Annotated in this window: 19 protein-coding genes; 14 read left to right on the top strand and 5 right to left on the bottom strand. The window is 46.1% G+C overall.

Annotation, left to right across the window (positions count from 1 at the left end):
• Positions 1–58: 58 nt before the first annotated feature.
• Both murJ and ampD read right to left on the bottom strand, forming a co-directional pair.
• Complete coding sequence (murJ, locus tag I6L24_RS04235; protein ID WP_216986469.1) at positions 59–1,609, bottom strand: murein biosynthesis integral membrane protein MurJ; 1,551 nt, start codon at positions 1,607–1,609, stop codon at positions 59–61.
• Positions 1,610–1,669: 60 nt separating this feature from the next.
• Entirely contained in the window at positions 1,670–2,260 is a 591-nt protein-coding gene (gene ampD, locus I6L24_RS04230) for a 1,6-anhydro-N-acetylmuramyl-L-alanine amidase AmpD (RefSeq protein ID WP_004281241.1), read from the bottom strand.
• Between the two features lie 182 nt (positions 2,261–2,442).
• Between ampD and nadC the strand changes: the two genes are divergently transcribed.
• The gene (nadC, locus tag I6L24_RS04225; protein WP_004281240.1) at positions 2,443–3,288 is read left to right on the top strand and encodes a carboxylating nicotinate-nucleotide diphosphorylase; all 846 of its coding nucleotides are present in this window, start codon (positions 2,443–2,445) and stop codon (positions 3,286–3,288) included.
• Positions 3,289–3,388: 100 nt separating this feature from the next.
• Here nadC and I6L24_RS04220 read toward each other — a convergent pair whose 3' ends face one another.
• The gene (locus tag I6L24_RS04220; RefSeq protein ID WP_004281239.1) at positions 3,389–3,586 is read right to left on the bottom strand and encodes a hypothetical protein; all 198 of its coding nucleotides are present in this window, start codon (positions 3,584–3,586) and stop codon (positions 3,389–3,391) included.
• A gap of 182 nt (positions 3,587–3,768) precedes the next feature.
• Positions 3,769–4,485: a ribonuclease PH gene (gene rph / locus I6L24_RS04215; RefSeq protein ID WP_005261502.1), complete on the bottom strand. Its 717-nt coding sequence runs from the start codon at positions 4,483–4,485 to the stop codon at positions 3,769–3,771.
• A gap of 211 nt (positions 4,486–4,696) precedes the next feature.
• On the opposite strand from rph, the gene I6L24_RS04210 reads away from it, so the two are divergent.
• The gene (locus I6L24_RS04210; protein ID WP_216986468.1) at positions 4,697–5,398 is read left to right on the top strand and encodes a TetR family transcriptional regulator; all 702 of its coding nucleotides are present in this window, start codon (positions 4,697–4,699) and stop codon (positions 5,396–5,398) included.
• Positions 5,399–5,452: 54 nt separating this feature from the next.
• On the opposite strand, the gene I6L24_RS04205 is transcribed toward I6L24_RS04210, so the two are convergent.
• Positions 5,453–6,067: a thiol:disulfide interchange protein DsbA/DsbL gene (locus I6L24_RS04205; protein WP_004281236.1), complete on the bottom strand. Its 615-nt coding sequence runs from the start codon at positions 6,065–6,067 to the stop codon at positions 5,453–5,455.
• A 227-nt stretch (positions 6,068–6,294) separates the two neighbouring features.
• Between I6L24_RS04205 and ubiG the strand changes: the two genes are divergently transcribed.
• The 12 genes from ubiG to ssuC all read left to right on the top strand — a co-directional run bounded on the left by ubiG (position 6,295) and on the right by ssuC (position 16,556).
• The gene (gene ubiG, locus I6L24_RS04200; protein ID WP_004729050.1) at positions 6,295–7,023 is read left to right on the top strand and encodes a bifunctional 2-polyprenyl-6-hydroxyphenol methylase/3-demethylubiquinol 3-O-methyltransferase UbiG; all 729 of its coding nucleotides are present in this window, start codon (positions 6,295–6,297) and stop codon (positions 7,021–7,023) included.
• Positions 7,020–7,709 (top strand): HAD family hydrolase, encoded by a 690-nt coding sequence (locus tag I6L24_RS04195; protein ID WP_153566737.1) that lies wholly within the window; start codon positions 7,020–7,022, stop codon positions 7,707–7,709. The genes ubiG and I6L24_RS04195 overlap by 4 nt, the downstream gene beginning before the upstream one ends.
• A gap of 39 nt (positions 7,710–7,748) precedes the next feature.
• Positions 7,749–8,495 (top strand): YciK family oxidoreductase, encoded by a 747-nt coding sequence (locus I6L24_RS04190; protein WP_005094903.1) that lies wholly within the window; start codon positions 7,749–7,751, stop codon positions 8,493–8,495.
• 156 nt (positions 8,496–8,651) lie between these two features.
• The gene (locus tag I6L24_RS04185; protein ID WP_004281232.1) at positions 8,652–9,071 is read left to right on the top strand and encodes a hypothetical protein; all 420 of its coding nucleotides are present in this window, start codon (positions 8,652–8,654) and stop codon (positions 9,069–9,071) included.
• Between the two features lie 184 nt (positions 9,072–9,255).
• Positions 9,256–9,411 carry a hypothetical protein gene (locus I6L24_RS04180; RefSeq protein WP_004281231.1) on the top strand — a complete coding sequence of 52 codons (156 nt, stop codon included), beginning with the start codon at positions 9,256–9,258 and terminating at the stop codon, positions 9,409–9,411.
• Between the two features lie 315 nt (positions 9,412–9,726).
• On the top strand, positions 9,727–10,113 hold the full coding sequence (locus I6L24_RS04175) for an RcnB family protein (protein ID WP_168386694.1): 387 nt from the start codon (positions 9,727–9,729) through the stop codon (positions 10,111–10,113).
• Between the two features lie 243 nt (positions 10,114–10,356).
• Entirely contained in the window at positions 10,357–10,743 is a 387-nt protein-coding gene (locus I6L24_RS04170) for an RcnB family protein (protein WP_005094900.1), read from the top strand.
• 132 nt (positions 10,744–10,875) lie between these two features.
• A complete protein-coding gene (gene argA, locus I6L24_RS04165; protein WP_168386693.1) occupies positions 10,876–12,219 on the top strand; it encodes an amino-acid N-acetyltransferase in 1,344 nt (447 codons plus the stop codon).
• Between the two features lie 333 nt (positions 12,220–12,552).
• Positions 12,553–13,509: a sulfonate ABC transporter substrate-binding protein gene (locus tag I6L24_RS04160; RefSeq protein WP_216986467.1), complete on the top strand. Its 957-nt coding sequence runs from the start codon at positions 12,553–12,555 to the stop codon at positions 13,507–13,509.
• A gap of 24 nt (positions 13,510–13,533) precedes the next feature.
• Positions 13,534–14,529 (top strand): aliphatic sulfonate ABC transporter substrate-binding protein, encoded by a 996-nt coding sequence (locus I6L24_RS04155; protein ID WP_216986466.1) that lies wholly within the window; start codon positions 13,534–13,536, stop codon positions 14,527–14,529.
• Positions 14,530–14,565: 36 nt separating this feature from the next.
• The gene (gene ssuD / locus I6L24_RS04150) at positions 14,566–15,741 is read left to right on the top strand and encodes an FMNH2-dependent alkanesulfonate monooxygenase (RefSeq protein ID WP_216986465.1); all 1,176 of its coding nucleotides are present in this window, start codon (positions 14,566–14,568) and stop codon (positions 15,739–15,741) included.
• Positions 15,741–16,556 carry an aliphatic sulfonate ABC transporter permease SsuC gene (gene ssuC, locus I6L24_RS04145; protein ID WP_005094892.1) on the top strand — a complete coding sequence of 272 codons (816 nt, stop codon included), beginning with the start codon at positions 15,741–15,743 and terminating at the stop codon, positions 16,554–16,556. Before ssuD ends, ssuC begins: the two co-directional genes overlap by 1 nt.
• The last annotated feature ends 15 nt before the right edge of the window (positions 16,557–16,571 follow it).

Genomic DNA, 16,571 nt, shown 5'->3' with positions numbered 1-16,571 from the left:
TTTTTTATGGGTATTTTAATGATCTGTTTTGATCTACAATAATTTTTTCAATATAAGCTTAAGGCTTTAAATGACGTGGTCTAAAACCTGCCACCAGCAAGGCTGCAACATACGCTACCACACCCACGACACATAAGATCAATACTTCTACCACACGCATCCATTGCGATACATCGGCATTATACCAGCTCAGGGCATAGGCTAAGGCCGCAATCATTACCACATTGGCAAACATGAATTGCAGGAAGATTTTTTTCCAGTGCGAACCAAAACGGAAAATATCACGCTTATGCAGATAATAATAAAGCAAACCAGCATTGACCATCGCTGAACCTGTCGATGCCAGCGCAAGAGCCATATGCTCCGCTTCCCAGTCAATCAGCTTGAAGAAACCGATAAAGATCACGTTCAGAATCGCATTGGCCGCCACAGCCATCAGACCGACACGCACCGGGGTTCTGGTATCCTGCTTTGCATAAAAACCGGGTGCAAAGACTTTAATCAACATAAAGGCAATCACACCACCGCTCATACATTGCAACGCCAAAGCTGTCATCTGGGTATCTTCAAAGGTGAACTGGCCACGTTCAAACAGGGCCTGAATGATCGGGGTCGACAGCATAAACAGTGCAATACTGGCGGGTAGGCCTGCCATCACAATGACTTTAGCTGCCCAGTCCATCATGCCACGGAATTTTTCCGGATTTTGCTCGGTATGCCGTGCAGATAACGACGGCAGAATCACGGTTCCAATCGCAACACCGATCAGACCCAGCGGCAATTCGGTCATACGCTCGGCACTATACAGCCAGGACACCGAACCATCCTGCATGAATGAAGCCCAAATGGTATTTAACAATAGATTAATTTGCGTGACAGATACACCAAATAATGCCGGTAGCATCAACTTCATGATGCGATCTACGCCTTCATGCTTGAAATCAATTTTCGGTGGAATCAGCAGGTTTTTACGCCACAATTCAGGAATCTGGATCGCCAGCTGTAAAATACCGGCAATGATCACAGCCCAGCCCAGCGCCATAATCGGCTCGGCCATATAAGGCGTAAGCCAGAGCGCTCCGGCAATCATCGCCGCATTCAGCAAGACCGGTGCAAATGCCGGGGTACTGAAAGAGCCATAACTGTTCAGAATACTGCTGGCAAAAGCCGTCAGTGACATGAACAACAAATAAGGAATGGTCAGGCGGAACATGTCAGTCGCCAGAGCGAATTTTTCAGGGTCGCTATGGAAACCGGGCGCATAGATATACATAATCAATGGCGCAGCAATGATCGCGACCATGGTCAGCGTGGTCATCACCGTGGCCAGACAGCCAAACACCCGGCTGATCAGGATCTGGACTTCGGTATGCGTGCGACTGGTTTTATATTCGGTCAGTACCGGAATAAACGCCTGTGAAAATGCGCCTTCGGCAAATAAACGCCTGAAAAAGTTTGGAATACGAAATGCGACTACGAAGGTATCGAAGTCTTTACCAGCACCAAAGACATTCAGTAAAACAATATCTCGAACCAATCCCAGTACGCGTGACAACATGGTCATCGCACTGACAATGACGGTCGAACGCCAAAGCGCCATCCTATTCACCTAATGTATAAATTTGTGGCTATTGTAATGAAACTTTTATCAGAAGTTCATTGCTTAATTTCATCGCTCAAGCGAGCTTGAGGTGTTTTTATAATGCTGTAGCTGTGTACGAAAATCAGCCCAGTTAAAATATGGTCCCGGATCGGTCTTGCGGCCCGGTGCAATATCCGAATGTCCGGCAATATGCTGCTGAATTTTAGGATAATAATCTTGCAAACAGGCAGCCACTTTGACCAGGGCTTCATACTGTGCGGTTGCAAAAGGCAAATCGTCACTGCCTTCCAGCTCGATCCCGATCGAATAATCATTACATTCTTTTTTGCCCAAATAGGTCGAGCGGCCGGCATGCCAGGCACGGTCATTGAAATTAACAAATTGCAGTACTTCTCCCGTTCTTAAAATTAGCAGATGGGTCGACACCTGCATCCCTTCAATGGTTTGAAAATAGGGATGTACTGACCAATCCAGCTGGTTCTGAAAAAACTGTTCAATATAACCGCCGCCAAACTGGGAAGGTGGCAGGCTGATATTGTGAATCACCAGCAATTGAATCTCGGTCTGTTCTGGCCGCTGATTAAAATTGGGAGACGGGATTTGACGTGCACCGATTAGTTGCCCGTCCTTGACCTGAAACTCAGCTGCCTGTTGCATAAAACCGTTCTCCCCAAAAATAAAATCTGCAAGATCAGCATTGCAGCCGGCTTCATGCTAAAACTTTCAAGGAGAAATCTCAATTCATCCCAGCAAACTGGATGAAAAATCGCTCATCTTTTATGTAACGGTGCTAAGATAAGGCGCAATTTTCACGGCTTAAAAAAGATACGGAAATACTCATGCGCATATCTCAAGCTTTGCTAGACCAGTCCATTCAGATCAATATTCAACAAGCACTTTCAGAAGATATCGGTGAAGGCGATATTACCGCCCTGCTGACTCCTGAAGATGAACAGGCCACTGCCACTATCATTAGCCGTGAAGACATGGTTTTGGCCGGCCAGCCTTGGGTAAATGCTTTGATTCAGGCCTATGATCCAAGTATTGAAGTGATCTGGCTGAAAAATGATGGCGATCATGTTCAAGCCAATCAAGCATTTTTAAAACTGGCCGGATCTGCACGTAGCTTACTCACCGTGGAGCGCCCTGCGCTAAACTTTGTCCAGACGCTGTCTGCGGTTGCGACTAAAACCGCCCACTATGTCAAACAGTTGCAAGGTTTAAACACCAAATTATTAGATACTCGTAAAACGCTTCCGGGTCTGCGTATCGCACAAAAATATGCCGTGGCCATTGGCGGTGGCCAGAATCACCGTTTGGGCCTGTTTGATGCCTTCTTGATTAAAGAAAATCATATTATGGCAGCGGGTGGGATTGCGCAGGCGATTGCCAAGGCCCATCAAATTGCACCGGGTAAGCCTGTCGAAGTTGAAGTCGAAACCTGGGATGAGCTGAATCAGGCACTCGAAGCCCATGCTGATATTGTGATGCTGGATAATTTCAGTCAGCAGCAGATGATCGACGCGGTGCAACATGTGGCCGGTCGCTGCAAACTGGAAGCCTCAGGTAATATCACCATTGATAATTTACGTGAAGTCGCGAGTACCGGCGTAGATTATATTTCCATGGGCGTGCTGACCAAAGATCTCAAAGCCATTGATCTGTCGATGCGTTTCAATGCTTAAGTCTAGATGGGATAGATGACCGTAGAGGGTGCGAAGCACCCTTTTTTTATTTTTAGAAATTTTTTTTGCGTATATTTTGCTCAATTTTCTATTTTAGACCTTAATCATCATCGTCATCCCGATTACCTCGGCGATCGCGGTCATCATCGTCACCATCACGGTCGTTATATCTTCCGTTATCCTCATCACGATCCTGATTTAACACTGAACGCTCGTCATCTTCACGATTATTGCCCCAGTCACAGGCAGTTAATCCAAACACGCCCAGCAATGAAATTGCACAAAGCCACTGTTTCATGTCGCATTCCTCATTGTGTTCTCATCTGATCCAATATCGATGCAAAACCGGTGCAGATATAGCCAATTCATGTCGGCTTTTTGTGATGAAGCTTTGTGGTGCAGTTTTTGAATACAGGTGCAGAGTGAAATTTTAAGCATAAAAAAACGCATCCGGAGATGCGTTTATCAGCATGGGATGAATTACCAGCCTAAAGCTTCTTGCTGTTTCTTCACCAGTTCCTGAATACCTTTTTCGGCCATTTCCAGCATGGCATCCGATTGTGCGCGGGTAAATGGTTTGTCTTCTGCAGTACCTTGAATTTCAATAAATTCACCGGCCTGAGTCATCACCACGTTCAAATCAGTTTGACAGTTTGAATCTTCTTCATAGCAAAGATCCAGTAACACTTCATCTTTGAAAATACCGACAGAAACCGCAGCCACCAAACCTTTTAATGGATCATGTTTGATTTTTTTTCTTTCCAGCAAGACGTTCATGGCATCGACCAGAGCCACCGCAGCACCGGTAATTGCGGCAGTACGGGTGCCGCCATCAGCCTGAATCACATCACAATCGATAGTAATGGTATTTTCACCGAGTTTTTTCAGATCGACCATTGAGCGCAGGCTACGACCAATCAGACGCTGAATTTCCTGGGTACGGCCACTCTGTTTGCCACGTGCCGCTTCACGGTCACTACGGGTATGGGTTGAACGTGGCAACATGCCATATTCAGCCGTGACCCAGCCCTGGCCCTGACCTTTCAGGAAGCGTGGTACAGAACTATCCACACTGGCGGTACAGAGTACTTTGGTATGACCAAATTCAACCAATACAGAGCCTTCCGCATAACGTGTATAGTTACGGGTAATTTTCACTTCACGTAATTGATCTAATGCTCGTTGGTCGATACGCATAAATAAGTCCTGTAGAGGTTAAAAATAATTGCGGCTCAGTATAGCAGAAGCCTTTGCCAAGATTAGGCAGCCGGGTGATTCATTTACAAAATCAATGCATCAGGCCACTGCGAAATGTCGAAATTCTGCCGATCTGTAGCACTACGATTTGATTTAATTTTTGCTAGACTAAAACTCCCCTTGAGGGAAGCCGGTGATAGGAAACCCATTTATGTCCTTACGTGAAGATCGCAAGCAGCAAAGTCATCAGGCGTTACTCGATGCCACTCTGGCATTCAGCAGTCAGGGCCGTGCTTTCAGCACGATCAGCCTGCGTGAAGTTACGAATGCAGTTGGACTGGTACCGACGGCATTTTATCGGCATTTTCAGGATATGAACCAGCTGGGTCTGGAGTTGCTGGATCAGGTTGCGATTCACATCAAAGGAGTACTCAATCAACTGGGACAGGCTTATCTGTATCAGCCAAATACCCGAACCTACACCGGACTTGAACTGTTTTTTCAGGCGGTCGAATATCATCCTGAACCCTGGATTTTTTTTGTTGCAGAGCGTTGGGGCGGTTCGGACGTGCTCCGTGCCGGTATTGAACGGGAAATTCGTTTTCTGGCTGAAGATGTGATGCATGAACTGGCCAAGATGCAATCGACCCGACATATTCAGGCGCCACAGGACTTGCAGGCTCTGGCACAGATGCTGATTGAACTGTCCCTGAACTGGGCCATGGGCTGGATTCATCTGCAGCATCAAGCTGATCCAGAGCTGCGCCGCACACAATCCACTGCCTTTAAAACCCAAAGCATATTGCAGATGCAACTGTTGCTGCATGGCATTTTGCACTGGTACCGGCGACCTGCCGAAACAGTCGAAACAGCAGGCCCTGTGCTCAATGAAGCGGTCATTCCCCCTGCCTAAATAAAAAAACCTGCATCATGATGCAGGTTTTTTTTACTGATCGTCAGTTCAGACTTATTTGGCTTTACGCTCTTTTTCGATCAAGTAATTCACCACCTGAATGACTTTGGCATCATTACCCTGCACAATATATTTACCATTCACGGTCACTGCCGGAACACCACTTAACTGATACTGAGCAGCCAGATTTTTGGCTTGGGCAATTTTCGAAGTGATCGGGAAAGATTTATAAGTGCTGTTAAATTTCGCTTCAGGAATACCATAGCGGGTATAGAACTTGGCCAATTGCGCCTGTTCTAAAATTGGACGTTGCTTGTCATGAATATCATGGAATAATTGTAAATGTGCTTTTTGACGCACACCCAATGCTTCAGACACATAATAAGCACGCGCTGCCTGCTCCCAGAGTGGATTCATTGCAGCCGGCGTACGTACAAAACGTACATCTTTTGGTAATTTTTTCAACCAGCCCTGCATATGTGGTTCAAGCGCGAAACAGTGACCACAGCCGTACCAGAAGAATTCACGTACCTCAATTCTGCCCGGTTTTTCGACTTTGACTGGTTTTGCAACCACCTGATAGTCCTGACCTGCCACAAAATTGGCCATAGCATTGCCTGAAAAGGCCAAAACAGATGCGGCAACAGCGCCTAAAAGGAATTTTTTCATTCGGATTATCGTCCTCTAAATCATTATGCTTAGTTTATGTGTTCACTATAAATCAATTATGCCGGTTTCGTTTTCATTCTGTGAACTTTTTTGCTGCTTTTATCGCTTTTTCTGCCAGAATCGCTACACTAAACCATCGAACTGATTTTCAAGGTTTTAAATCAGTTTCTCTGGCCATTCGCCACATATATATTTTTAGCTAATCATGACTGATTGAGGTGACACCGATGTCGCAATTGAATGTTGATCCACAAGAAATTGCCAAGTTTGAAGCATTTGCAGCTATATGGTGGGATCAGCATTCCGAGTTCCGCCCCTTGCACATGATTAATCCACTGCGTTTAAACTGGATTGATGAACATGCCGGAGGCCTGAGCGGCAAAAAAGTGCTGGATGTCGGCTGTGGTGGCGGTATTCTGGCCGAAAGCATGGCGCGACGCGGTGCCGATGTACTCGGGATTGATATGGGCGCAGCCCCTTTAAATGTGGCACGCATCCATGCCGAACAGGAAGGTGTGAACAATATTGAATATCGTCAGGTGCCGGTTGAGCAACTGGCAGAGGAACAGGCTGGCCAATATGACATCGTGACCTGCATGGAAATGCTAGAGCATGTGCCAGATCCGGCATCGATTATTCAGGCCTGTCACAAGCTGGTCAAGCCAGGTGGTCATGTATTCTTCTCGACCATTAACCGTAATCCAAAGTCCTATTTATTTGCGATTATCGGGGCAGAATATGTCTTGCGCATGCTGGCCAAAGGCACCCATGATTACAGCAAATTTATCAAGCCGTCTGAACTGGCACATGATATTCGTAACGCTGGTTTAAAGCTCAAAGACATGACCGGTCTGCACTATAATCCGCTGACCAAGCGTTATTGGCTGGCACCGAATGTTGATGTGAACTACATGGTTTATACCGTGAAAGATAGCGCAGCAGAGACCACAGCATGAAAGCCGTTTTATTTGACCTAGATGGAACCCTGATTGATACCGCTGCCGATTTTATCCGAATTATCCAGCAGATGTGCCGTGAAGGAGGCCGCCCACAGGTTGCACCCGAGCTGATTCGTACCCAGGTCTCCGAAGGCGCTCGCGCTATGGTGAAACTGGTTTATCCGGAACTGCAACTAGAAGATCCGGTCTTTCTGCAACACCGTCAGCGCTTTCTGGACATGTACGGCGCAGATATTGCGGTCGATACCGATCTGTTTGACGGCATGTATCCTTTGTTGGAACAGCTAGAGGAAAATGACATTCCTTGGGGGATCGTGACCAATAAACCGCGCTGGCTCAGTGAGGCTTTACTGCAAGCACTGAACTTGAGTGAACGCTGTGCGGTGTTGGTATGTCCAGAAGATGTCACTCGGACCAAACCTGATCCTGAACCAATGTATCTGGCAGCCAAGCAACTGAATCTTGCCGCGGAAGACTGTATCTATGTCGGAGATCATCCACGAGATATTGATGCCGGCCGTCATGCCCAGATGCTGACCATTCTGGCTGCTTATGGTTATTTGCCGTTGCAATACAAAGACGATTTAAACGCCTGGCAGGCCGACCATATCGTGCATACTGTGCCAGAATTACATCAATTGATTCAGACACTAGTACTGAAGCAGCATACTGCGGTATCTTGAACGCTTAACACTAAATAATAAGAAGTGAGGAGGTAGATAATGAAATATTCAGCATATCAACCTCGCCCCGATCTGCTCAAGGATCGTATCATCCTAATCACAGGTGCGGGCGATGGCATTGGACGTGCAGCAGCAATCAGTTATGCCTTGCATGGCGCAACTGTGGTGCTGCATGGGCGTACCTTAAACAAGCTCGAAGTCATTTATGATGAAATTGAAAGTTTGGGTGCGCCGCAACCTGCCATCTTGCCGCTACAACTATCGAGTGCGTCAGAACGTGATTATGAGCTTTTGCTCGATACGCTAGACCGTCAGTTTGGTCGTCTGGACGGCATTCTGCACAATGCCGGCATTTTAGGCGAACGGGTTCCCTTGGCGGATTATCCGGTCAATGTCTGGGATGATGTGATGGCGGTCAATCTGCGTGCACCCTTTGTCATGACCCAAGCGCTGTTACCGTTATTATCCAAATCCGAACATGCTTCTGTGGTTTTTGCCAGCTCAGGTGTAGGCCGCGAAGCCCGCGAACGCTGGGGTGCCTATTCGGTTTCTAAAATTGCTATTGAAGCGGTAAGCCAGTTATTTGCCAAAGAGCAGGTACATCCAAATATCCGTTATAACTGCATCAATCCCGGAGCAACGCGGACTGCCATGCGCGCCAAGGCCTATCCGAACGAAGATCCGAAAACCCTGCCTACCCCCGATTCAATCATGCCGGCTTATCTATATTTGATGGGTAACGACAGTCTGCATATGAATGGCCAGAGTATTGATGCACAGGATTAAGTAATTCTGTCTGTCATTCAGGGAGCAATCGCTCCCTTTTTATTTCATTTTTAGTCATATTCAGCGCATAAATCTTAAGTAAGTTCACCCCGCTCGCATTGAGTTTCATTAAAATAACAGCATACTAAGCCCCACTATATTTCACTCGAGTGCATCATGACTGAATTAAACAATATTACGGTGACCCATTTAGACGATGGCATGGTGTCGCTGCTGATTGATCAACAGCCTATTTCAGAGAAATACGGCACCAAGTTTGAAGCCAGTATCGTGGATGACATCAAAGCACTCGAAAATGCTCAGAAACTCAAATTGTTCGAGCAATTTGTATTTTCACATCAGGATCTGAATTTTGAACATGCCTATTATTATGTGACTGGCATTGAAAAATTAGACGACAGTTATCGTCTGGCCAAGCATTTTGTTTATCGCATTAAAATTGAAGGTCAGCCAGAAATCGAACATGTCATCAGCAATCAGGGCAAAGCCATGACGGCCGAGGATGTACGTGCCTTTATTCAGGCGCATGTGCAGAAATCACTCAACGATTATACTGACCTGAACTACGCTTATTAAAAGTCGGGTCATTGAATAATCTTGGGCACTTTTCGATAAAGTGCCCTTTTTTTCTTAAAATCCTGCAAAAAATAACAATAAATCGGATTTACATATTAAATATATAAAATTATACGGTTTTCCAAATTAAACTGATTGGACTATGCTTTCTTGAATCACAGATAGATCAAATCAGGAGCGCAGCATGGCTGACCAAAAACGTAAAATTGAAACAATTCACCGGATTGAACAGTTGCAGTTATCTGAAGCATTGATTGTGGCACTCGATGACGCCCTACAAGCTGAATCCGTGGCTGACGCGATTCAGTCCTTACAAGGTTTGGCAGAACAATGGAATTAATCTCGAACTAAACTGGCAAAATTCTTTGCCGTTTCAGTAAATCATGAACTTTTTTCTTGCTGATTCAATGCTGTTTTTTTGAGCTAAGTCATCGATTTTCGCTTGCATATTGGCCCTTGCTTTGATGAGATAAGGACATAGCTCGGTAGGCTACTTTATAGAAGTGATGCCGTCGCATATAGTCATGTAAAAACATGACATCATCATAATATCTCTGCATTTGTTATAAAAATTGTGCCTGTTCTTCACAGTTTCTCTGCAATTTTTCCGTACATTAGGTGCTGTAGAAGATGAACAATTTAATGAGGGTTCAACATGAAAAAGGTTTTGGTGGCACTGGCAATTTCTTGCAGTACATTCATGCTGAGCAATGTCGTCATCGCTGCCCCTCATTCCAATGATGAATCCCGTATGGATTCACGTCATGGTCATGACAAGAAGAAAGCCCGTGAGTTCCGAGAGGAAGATCAGCAGGATAACCGCCGTATGCGTGAAGAACGCGGGGTGAAACGCCTGCAACAGTTACGCTGGCAGCCGGGTTATGTGATGCCGCAGCATTATCGTGGCAATGGCTATAAAGTTGAATATAAAGACCATCGCCTGCCTCGACCTGACCGCAAGCAGCAATGGTACAAAGTCAATAATGACTATATTCTGGTGGATTCTGAAAACAACAGTATTATCCGGATCGTGGGTGACTAGTTCATAAGTGCATTCAAATTTAATCTTCTTTAAGGCCCAACGATGTTTGGGCTTTTTTATTTCACTGGCTGAAAATTTTTTATTCGCAAATCTCGCTGCTTTTCCAGTTTTGAGACTACGTAATTCATCTACTAAATTTCTTCATGAATTTAACAATTTAACTAAATAGCCCTCACGCTTTCTATGTACTTGTTCGCTAATTTAGTCTCATCGAAATTAGATATACATTTTAAGGTGAGAGCCATGAAAAAAGTCTTAACTACAATCGCGTTATCTATAAGTGCTTTGTTAGCTACTTCTGCAATGGCAGCACCACAGCATGACTCGCGTTATGATCATAATCCGCATAAACCGGCGCCACACTGGAATGCCAAAGATAGCAAGAAATGGAATGACGACCGTCGCTGGAATGATGACCGCCGTCATAACAACCGTATGGTCAACCCAAGCCGTGACTGGCGCGTAGGCCAAACTCTACCACGTCAATATGACAACAACCGTTTTGAAGTCAGTGATCGCGAAGCACGCCGTTTACCAAATACCGGTCGTTTCCAGCAATGGTACAAGGTCAACAATGACTACGTTCTGGTCAATGAGCGTACCAACAAAATTGTACGAATCATTAACTAAGCTTTCTCCATTACTGCTCGTCTTGCAGACACCTGAAGTCCCCTTCAGGTGTTTTTTTATATCTGCACTTCCACTTGCGTTTTTTTTCATTAGAATCAAAGCTGGATCTTCAATCATTGAAATGGGCACAGCATGACTTCAGCAGAAACGTCACAAAGCACAACCTTGCAATATGTGCACTGGTTTCGCCATTCTGCGCCTTATATCAATGCGCACCGCAACAAAACCTTTGTAATCATGTTTGATGGCGAAGCCGTCTTAAATGATAACTTTCAGCATATTATTCACGATATTGCCTTATTACATTCTTTGGGCATTCGGCTGATTCTGGTACATGGTGCACGTCCGCAAATTAACCAGAATCTGGCTCAAAGCCAGATTACGACGCCTTTTTACCAGCAGCGCCGGGTGACTACGCGTGAATCTTTAAGCTGTGTGATGAATGCCGTGGGTTCGATCCGTCTGCAAATCGAAGCACTGCTGTCTATGGGACTGGCCAACTCGCCGATGTATGGCGCCCGGATTGATACTGTTTCAGGGAATTTTGTCACCGCCAAGCCGTATGGCATCCGCGACGGTATCGATTTTCAGCTGACCGGTGAAGTGCGTGCAGTTGATACTGACGCGATTCAGCGCCATCTGGACAATCATAATATTGTGGTGCTTGGCCCGACCGGTTATTCCACTACCGGAGAAGTCTTTAATCTGCTGGCTGAAGAAGTCGCGACCAAAACTGCGATTCGCCTCAAGGCAGATAAACTAATTTTTCTCGGTAAGCAGCATGGCCTGATGGACAGTAATGGCCAGCTCAAACGTGAAGTGACCCCACAACAGCTGGATGATTTTATTCCGATAGAACAAGATGCACTGGAAAGAGGACTACAATTGAAAGCTGCACAAGAAGCCTCAATGAACGGCGTACATCGGGTGCATCTGATTTCTTATGCCTATGATGGTGCCCTGCTGGAAGAACTGTTCACCCGCGATGGTTCCGGCACTCTGGTCACCGATGCACATTATGAAGAAGTGCGGATGGCCGATATTCAGGATGTAGGGGGTCTGATCGGTTTGCTGCGTCCACTGGAAGAAGAAGGCATTCTGGTCTATCGTTCGCGTGAACGTCTGGAAAATGAAATCAACCAGTTTGCCGTAATCGAACGGGACGGCATGATCCTGGCCTGTGCCGCCCTCTATCCGATTCCGACCACTGGTGATGAGTTGCGTTCTGCAGAAATTGCCTGTGTTGCGGTACATCCAAGTTATCGCAAGTCTAATCGGGGTAGCCAGATTCTGCATTATCTTGAAGAAAAAGCCAAAAGCATGCAGATTCAGCAGCTGTTTATTCTAACCACCCGCACCGCGCACTGGTTTCTGGAACAGGGCTTTGAACCGGCTTCAGTCGATGATCTGCCGGACGCCCGTCAGGCTTTTTATAATTATCAACGTAATTCAATTGTTTGCAAAAAGTCACTTTAAAGTGGCTTTTTCTTTCAGTGCTTTAGCTTAATTTTAGATAAAGATATCTGGCAATCTCGATTTAAATTTTAAAATTCTATTACTGGTTTTTAGCTAAACATATCAACAGATCAGATTTAAAAAAATAACTATAAATTTCATAAGTTTGATTAATTTAATTATTAAATCTTCATTTTTATATAAATCACTTTTCTGCATAAGTTTTGCGCTTTTTCATTTATCTTTTTTCTTCATTAGAAATTCCTGAATAGTTATTTTTTTAGAAAAACAAAAACGATTAGCGTGTGTCTAAGTTTTCATTCACTAGCTTTTCACTTTCGGGAGTTTTGATTCATGCGCCAATCTCATGTTCAGTTTTTAACAAAGACTGCAGTACTTGGTACTGCGATGGCGGGTGTCATGATGCTTTCAGGCTGCTCGAAAAAAGAAGAGACCATCACCGTGAATATCGGTTTCCAAAAATACGGCGTATTACCAATTTTAAAAGAACGTGGCACGCTGGAAACCACCCTAAAACAGCAAGGGATCAATGTGAAATGGGTAGAATTTCCGGCTGGCCCGCAATTGCTTGAGGGCCTGAATGTTGGCAGCGTCTCTTTTGGTGAAGCCGGTGAAGCACCGCCAATTTTTGCCCAGGCGGCCAACTCAAATCTGGTCTATGTGGCCAATCAGCCGCAAGCGCCTAAGGCAGAAGCCTTAATTGTACCGAAAGATTCGCCGATTCAGTCTATTCAAGATCTGAAAGGCAAACGGGTAGCCCTGAACAAAGGTTCAAACGTGCATTACTTACTATTAAAAGTTCTGGAAGCCAACCAGCTTGGCCTTGATGATATCGAAGTGATCTATTTACCACCTTCCGATGCACGTGCTGCATTTGAACGTGGTGCAGTCGATGCTTGGGTGATCTGGGATCCGTTCTTTGCAGCTGCTGAACATCAAATTGGTGCGCGTGTCATTGCCAGCGGTGAAAATGTGGTGAGCAATCATCAGTTCTATCTGGCAGATCGCAAGTTCGCAGAAAGCCATCCTCAGGTGGTACAGGCGGTGGTCAACGAACTGAATCTGACCACGGACTGGGTGGCAAAAAATCAGGACGCTGCCGCTCAGCTCCTGCAAAAACCGACAGGTCTGGCCGTCGATGTCTTGAAAACCTCTATTTCACGCATGGGCTTTGGCGTTAAACCTCTCAGCACTGACGTGATTCAAAAACAGCAACAAGTCGCCGATGCATTTTATGCGCAGCAGCTGATTCCACAAAAGCTGAATATTGATGCAGCAATTATTAAATAACAGCAGAATAATTCGAGAATAAAGATGAGTCATATAAAAACAGTTTCTTATATCAGCTTAGCGCTATTGAGCTTTAGTCTGACTGGCTGCCAGAAACAGGAACCACAGCAAACGGCTGCCGCAGAAACCACGTCAGCACAACAAGTTAAAACCATTGCGATTGGCTTTCAGAAATCAGCCTTGAATCTGCTGGTGGCACGCGATGAAAAGCTATTAGAACAACAATTTCCCAATGCCAAAATTGAATGGAAAGAGTTTCCGGCAGGCCCACAAATGCTGGAAGCACTGGCAGTCGGGGCAGTGGATTATGGCTATGTAGGGAATACCCCACCCATTTTTGCACAGGCTGCAGATAAAGCCCTGAGTTACGTGGCCTTTGAAAAAGTGGCTGGAAACTCTTTGGCCGTGGTCGTGCCGAAAGACAGTGCCATTCAAAATATTCAACAATTGAAAGGAAAACGGATCGCGGTGCAGAAAGGTTCAAGTGCCCATGAACTTCTGGCCAAAACCCTGGAAAAAGCCGGATTAAGCTGGTCAGAGATTCAAGCCGTCTGGCTTCCCCCTGCGGATGCACGTGCTGCTTTTGACAAAAAAGCCATTGATGCCTGGGCAATCTGGGATCCCTTCCTGGGTGCAGCCGAGTTCGACAGCAAGGTTAAGGTGCTGATTGAATCTAGTAACTTTCCACAAACCTACTCCTTTTATATCGGCAATCCCGAATTTATTCAGAAGCATCCGGATAGCCCCGGGAAGTTTATCCAGGCTTTAAATGCATCTGACCAGTGGATTCTTAAAAACCAGGCTGTAGCTCTAGATATTTATCAGAAAAGTACCGGTCTGAAACCGGATGTAGCGAAGATTGCATTTGAGCGTCGTCTTAAACCTTCGCCGGTACAACCATTAACGACGGAAGTGATCAAAGCTCAACAGAATATTGCCGATCTCTTCCAGCAGGTTCAACTGATTCCCAAAACCATCAGCGTCCAGCAACAGATCTGGTCGCCAGCGGCCACACATTGATGAGCAAACAAGATCATTTAATTTAAGGAATATTACATGAAAATTTTCTGGTTTATCCCCACTCATGGCGACAGTCGTTACTTAGGCACCAGCAAGGGCGCACGTGTTGTAGATCATGCCTACATGAAGCAGATTGCCGTTGCCGTGGATAATCTTGGTTATGAAGGTGTCCTGATTCCGACTGGCCGTTCTTGTGAAGATCCATGGTTAACTGCAGCCAGCCTGATTGATGCGACCAAAAAATTAAAATTCCTGGTGGCATTGCGTCCAGGCGTGACCACGCCGGCACTGGCTGCACGTATGGCCGCGACCTTTGACCGCTTGTCTAATGGCCGGGTACTGCTGAATCTGGTGACTGGCGGTGACGAGCAGGAGCTAAAAGGTGATGGCGTCTATGAAGATCACACAACCCGTTATAAAACGGCGACCGAATACACCACCATCTGGCGTGAAATTTTAAAACGCTCACATACCGGTGAAAGCTTTAGTTTCCATGGCGAACGCTTAAGTGTCGATGATGCAAAATTGCTGTATCCACCCATTCAGCAGCCGCATCCGCCTTTATGGTTTGGTGGCTCATCGGATGATGCCATTGAGCTGGCCACGGATCAGGTCGATACTTACTTGACCTGGGGCGAGCCACCGGCAGCAGTCAAAGAAAAAATTGCAGTGGTAAAAGCCAAGGCTGCAGCTAAAGGTCGTGAACTGAATTACGGGATCCGTTTACACGTGATCGTACGCGAAACCAATGAGCAGGCCTGGGCGGCGGCTGAAGAACTGATTCAATATGTGGATGATGTCACTATCGCTGCAGCCCAAGCCAAGTTCAAATCCATGGACTCGGTCGGTCAGCGCCGTATGGCAGAACTGCACAATGGCGATCGCAGCAAACTCGAAGTTTCTCCAAACCTCTGGGCAGGTGTGGGTCTGGTTCGTGGTGGTGCAGGTACGGCACTGGTCGGCGATCCGGAAACTGTCGCTGCACGTATCCAGGAATATGCCGATCTGGGGATCAGCACCTTTATTTTCTCAGGCTATCCACATCTGGAAGAATCCATCCGTTTTGCAGAACTGGTATTCCCTTTACTTCCACTGGAAACCCAGCAAAAACTCACTCAACCAAACTTGACCGGTCCATTTGGTGAAATCGTGGCGAACAACTACACACCGGACGAGAACAAGCAGGCTGAGAAAATTAAGGAGTCTGCTTAATGTCAAAAGTCGTTTCCGTTGAAACCCTGACCCCAAAGCAGGTTTCACGTGGAACAATTCTGGGGCAGCATCTGCTGCCCTGGCTGGTTCCAATTTTCTTGATTGCAGTTTGGCAAATTGCCTCTAGCACAGGCCTGCTGGAAAGCCGGATTCTGCCTGCACCGAGTGCCGTAGTCATCGCGTTCTGGAATTTGCTGATTAGCGGTGAGTTGTGGACGCATGTCAAAGTCAGTGCTGGTCGTGCCTTAAGTGGTTTGTTAGTAGGTGGTGGTCTAGGGTTGGTTTTGGGTCTACTGAATGGTTCATCCAAAACTGCCTCTACCCTGCTGGATACCACCTTGCAAATGATCCGCAATATTCCTGCACTGGCACTCATTCCCCTAGTCATCTTATGGTTCGGGATTGATGAATCAGCCAAGCTGTTTCTGGTCGCGATTGGTGTGTTCTTCCCAATCTATATCAATACCTATCATGGGATTCGTTCAGTCGATCCCCAGCTAATCGAGATGGGAAAAAGCTATGGCCTGACCCGCTGGCAGCTTTATAAAGAAATTATCCTGCCAGGGGCAATGCCTTCAATTCTGGTCGGTCTGCGTTTTTCACTCGGTCTGGTGTGGGTACTGCTGATTGTGGCGGAAACGATTTCTGCCCAGTCCGGCATCGGTTATATGACCATGAATGCACGTGAATTTTTGCAAACTGACGTGGTTCTGGTAGGTATTTTATTGTATGCCCTGCTCGGCAAACTGGCCGATGTTCTGGCCGTGGCCTTAGAGCGATTCCTGCTGCGCTGGCATGCCGGCTATCAAAAATAAAGAATAAATGAGGAG

The organism is Acinetobacter lwoffii (genome assembly GCF_019048525.1).
GTDB lineage: Bacteria > Pseudomonadota > Gammaproteobacteria > Pseudomonadales > Moraxellaceae > Acinetobacter > Acinetobacter lwoffii_K.
Note: the sequence above shows the minus strand (reverse complement) of the source record. Positions and strands in the feature narration are given on the sequence as shown.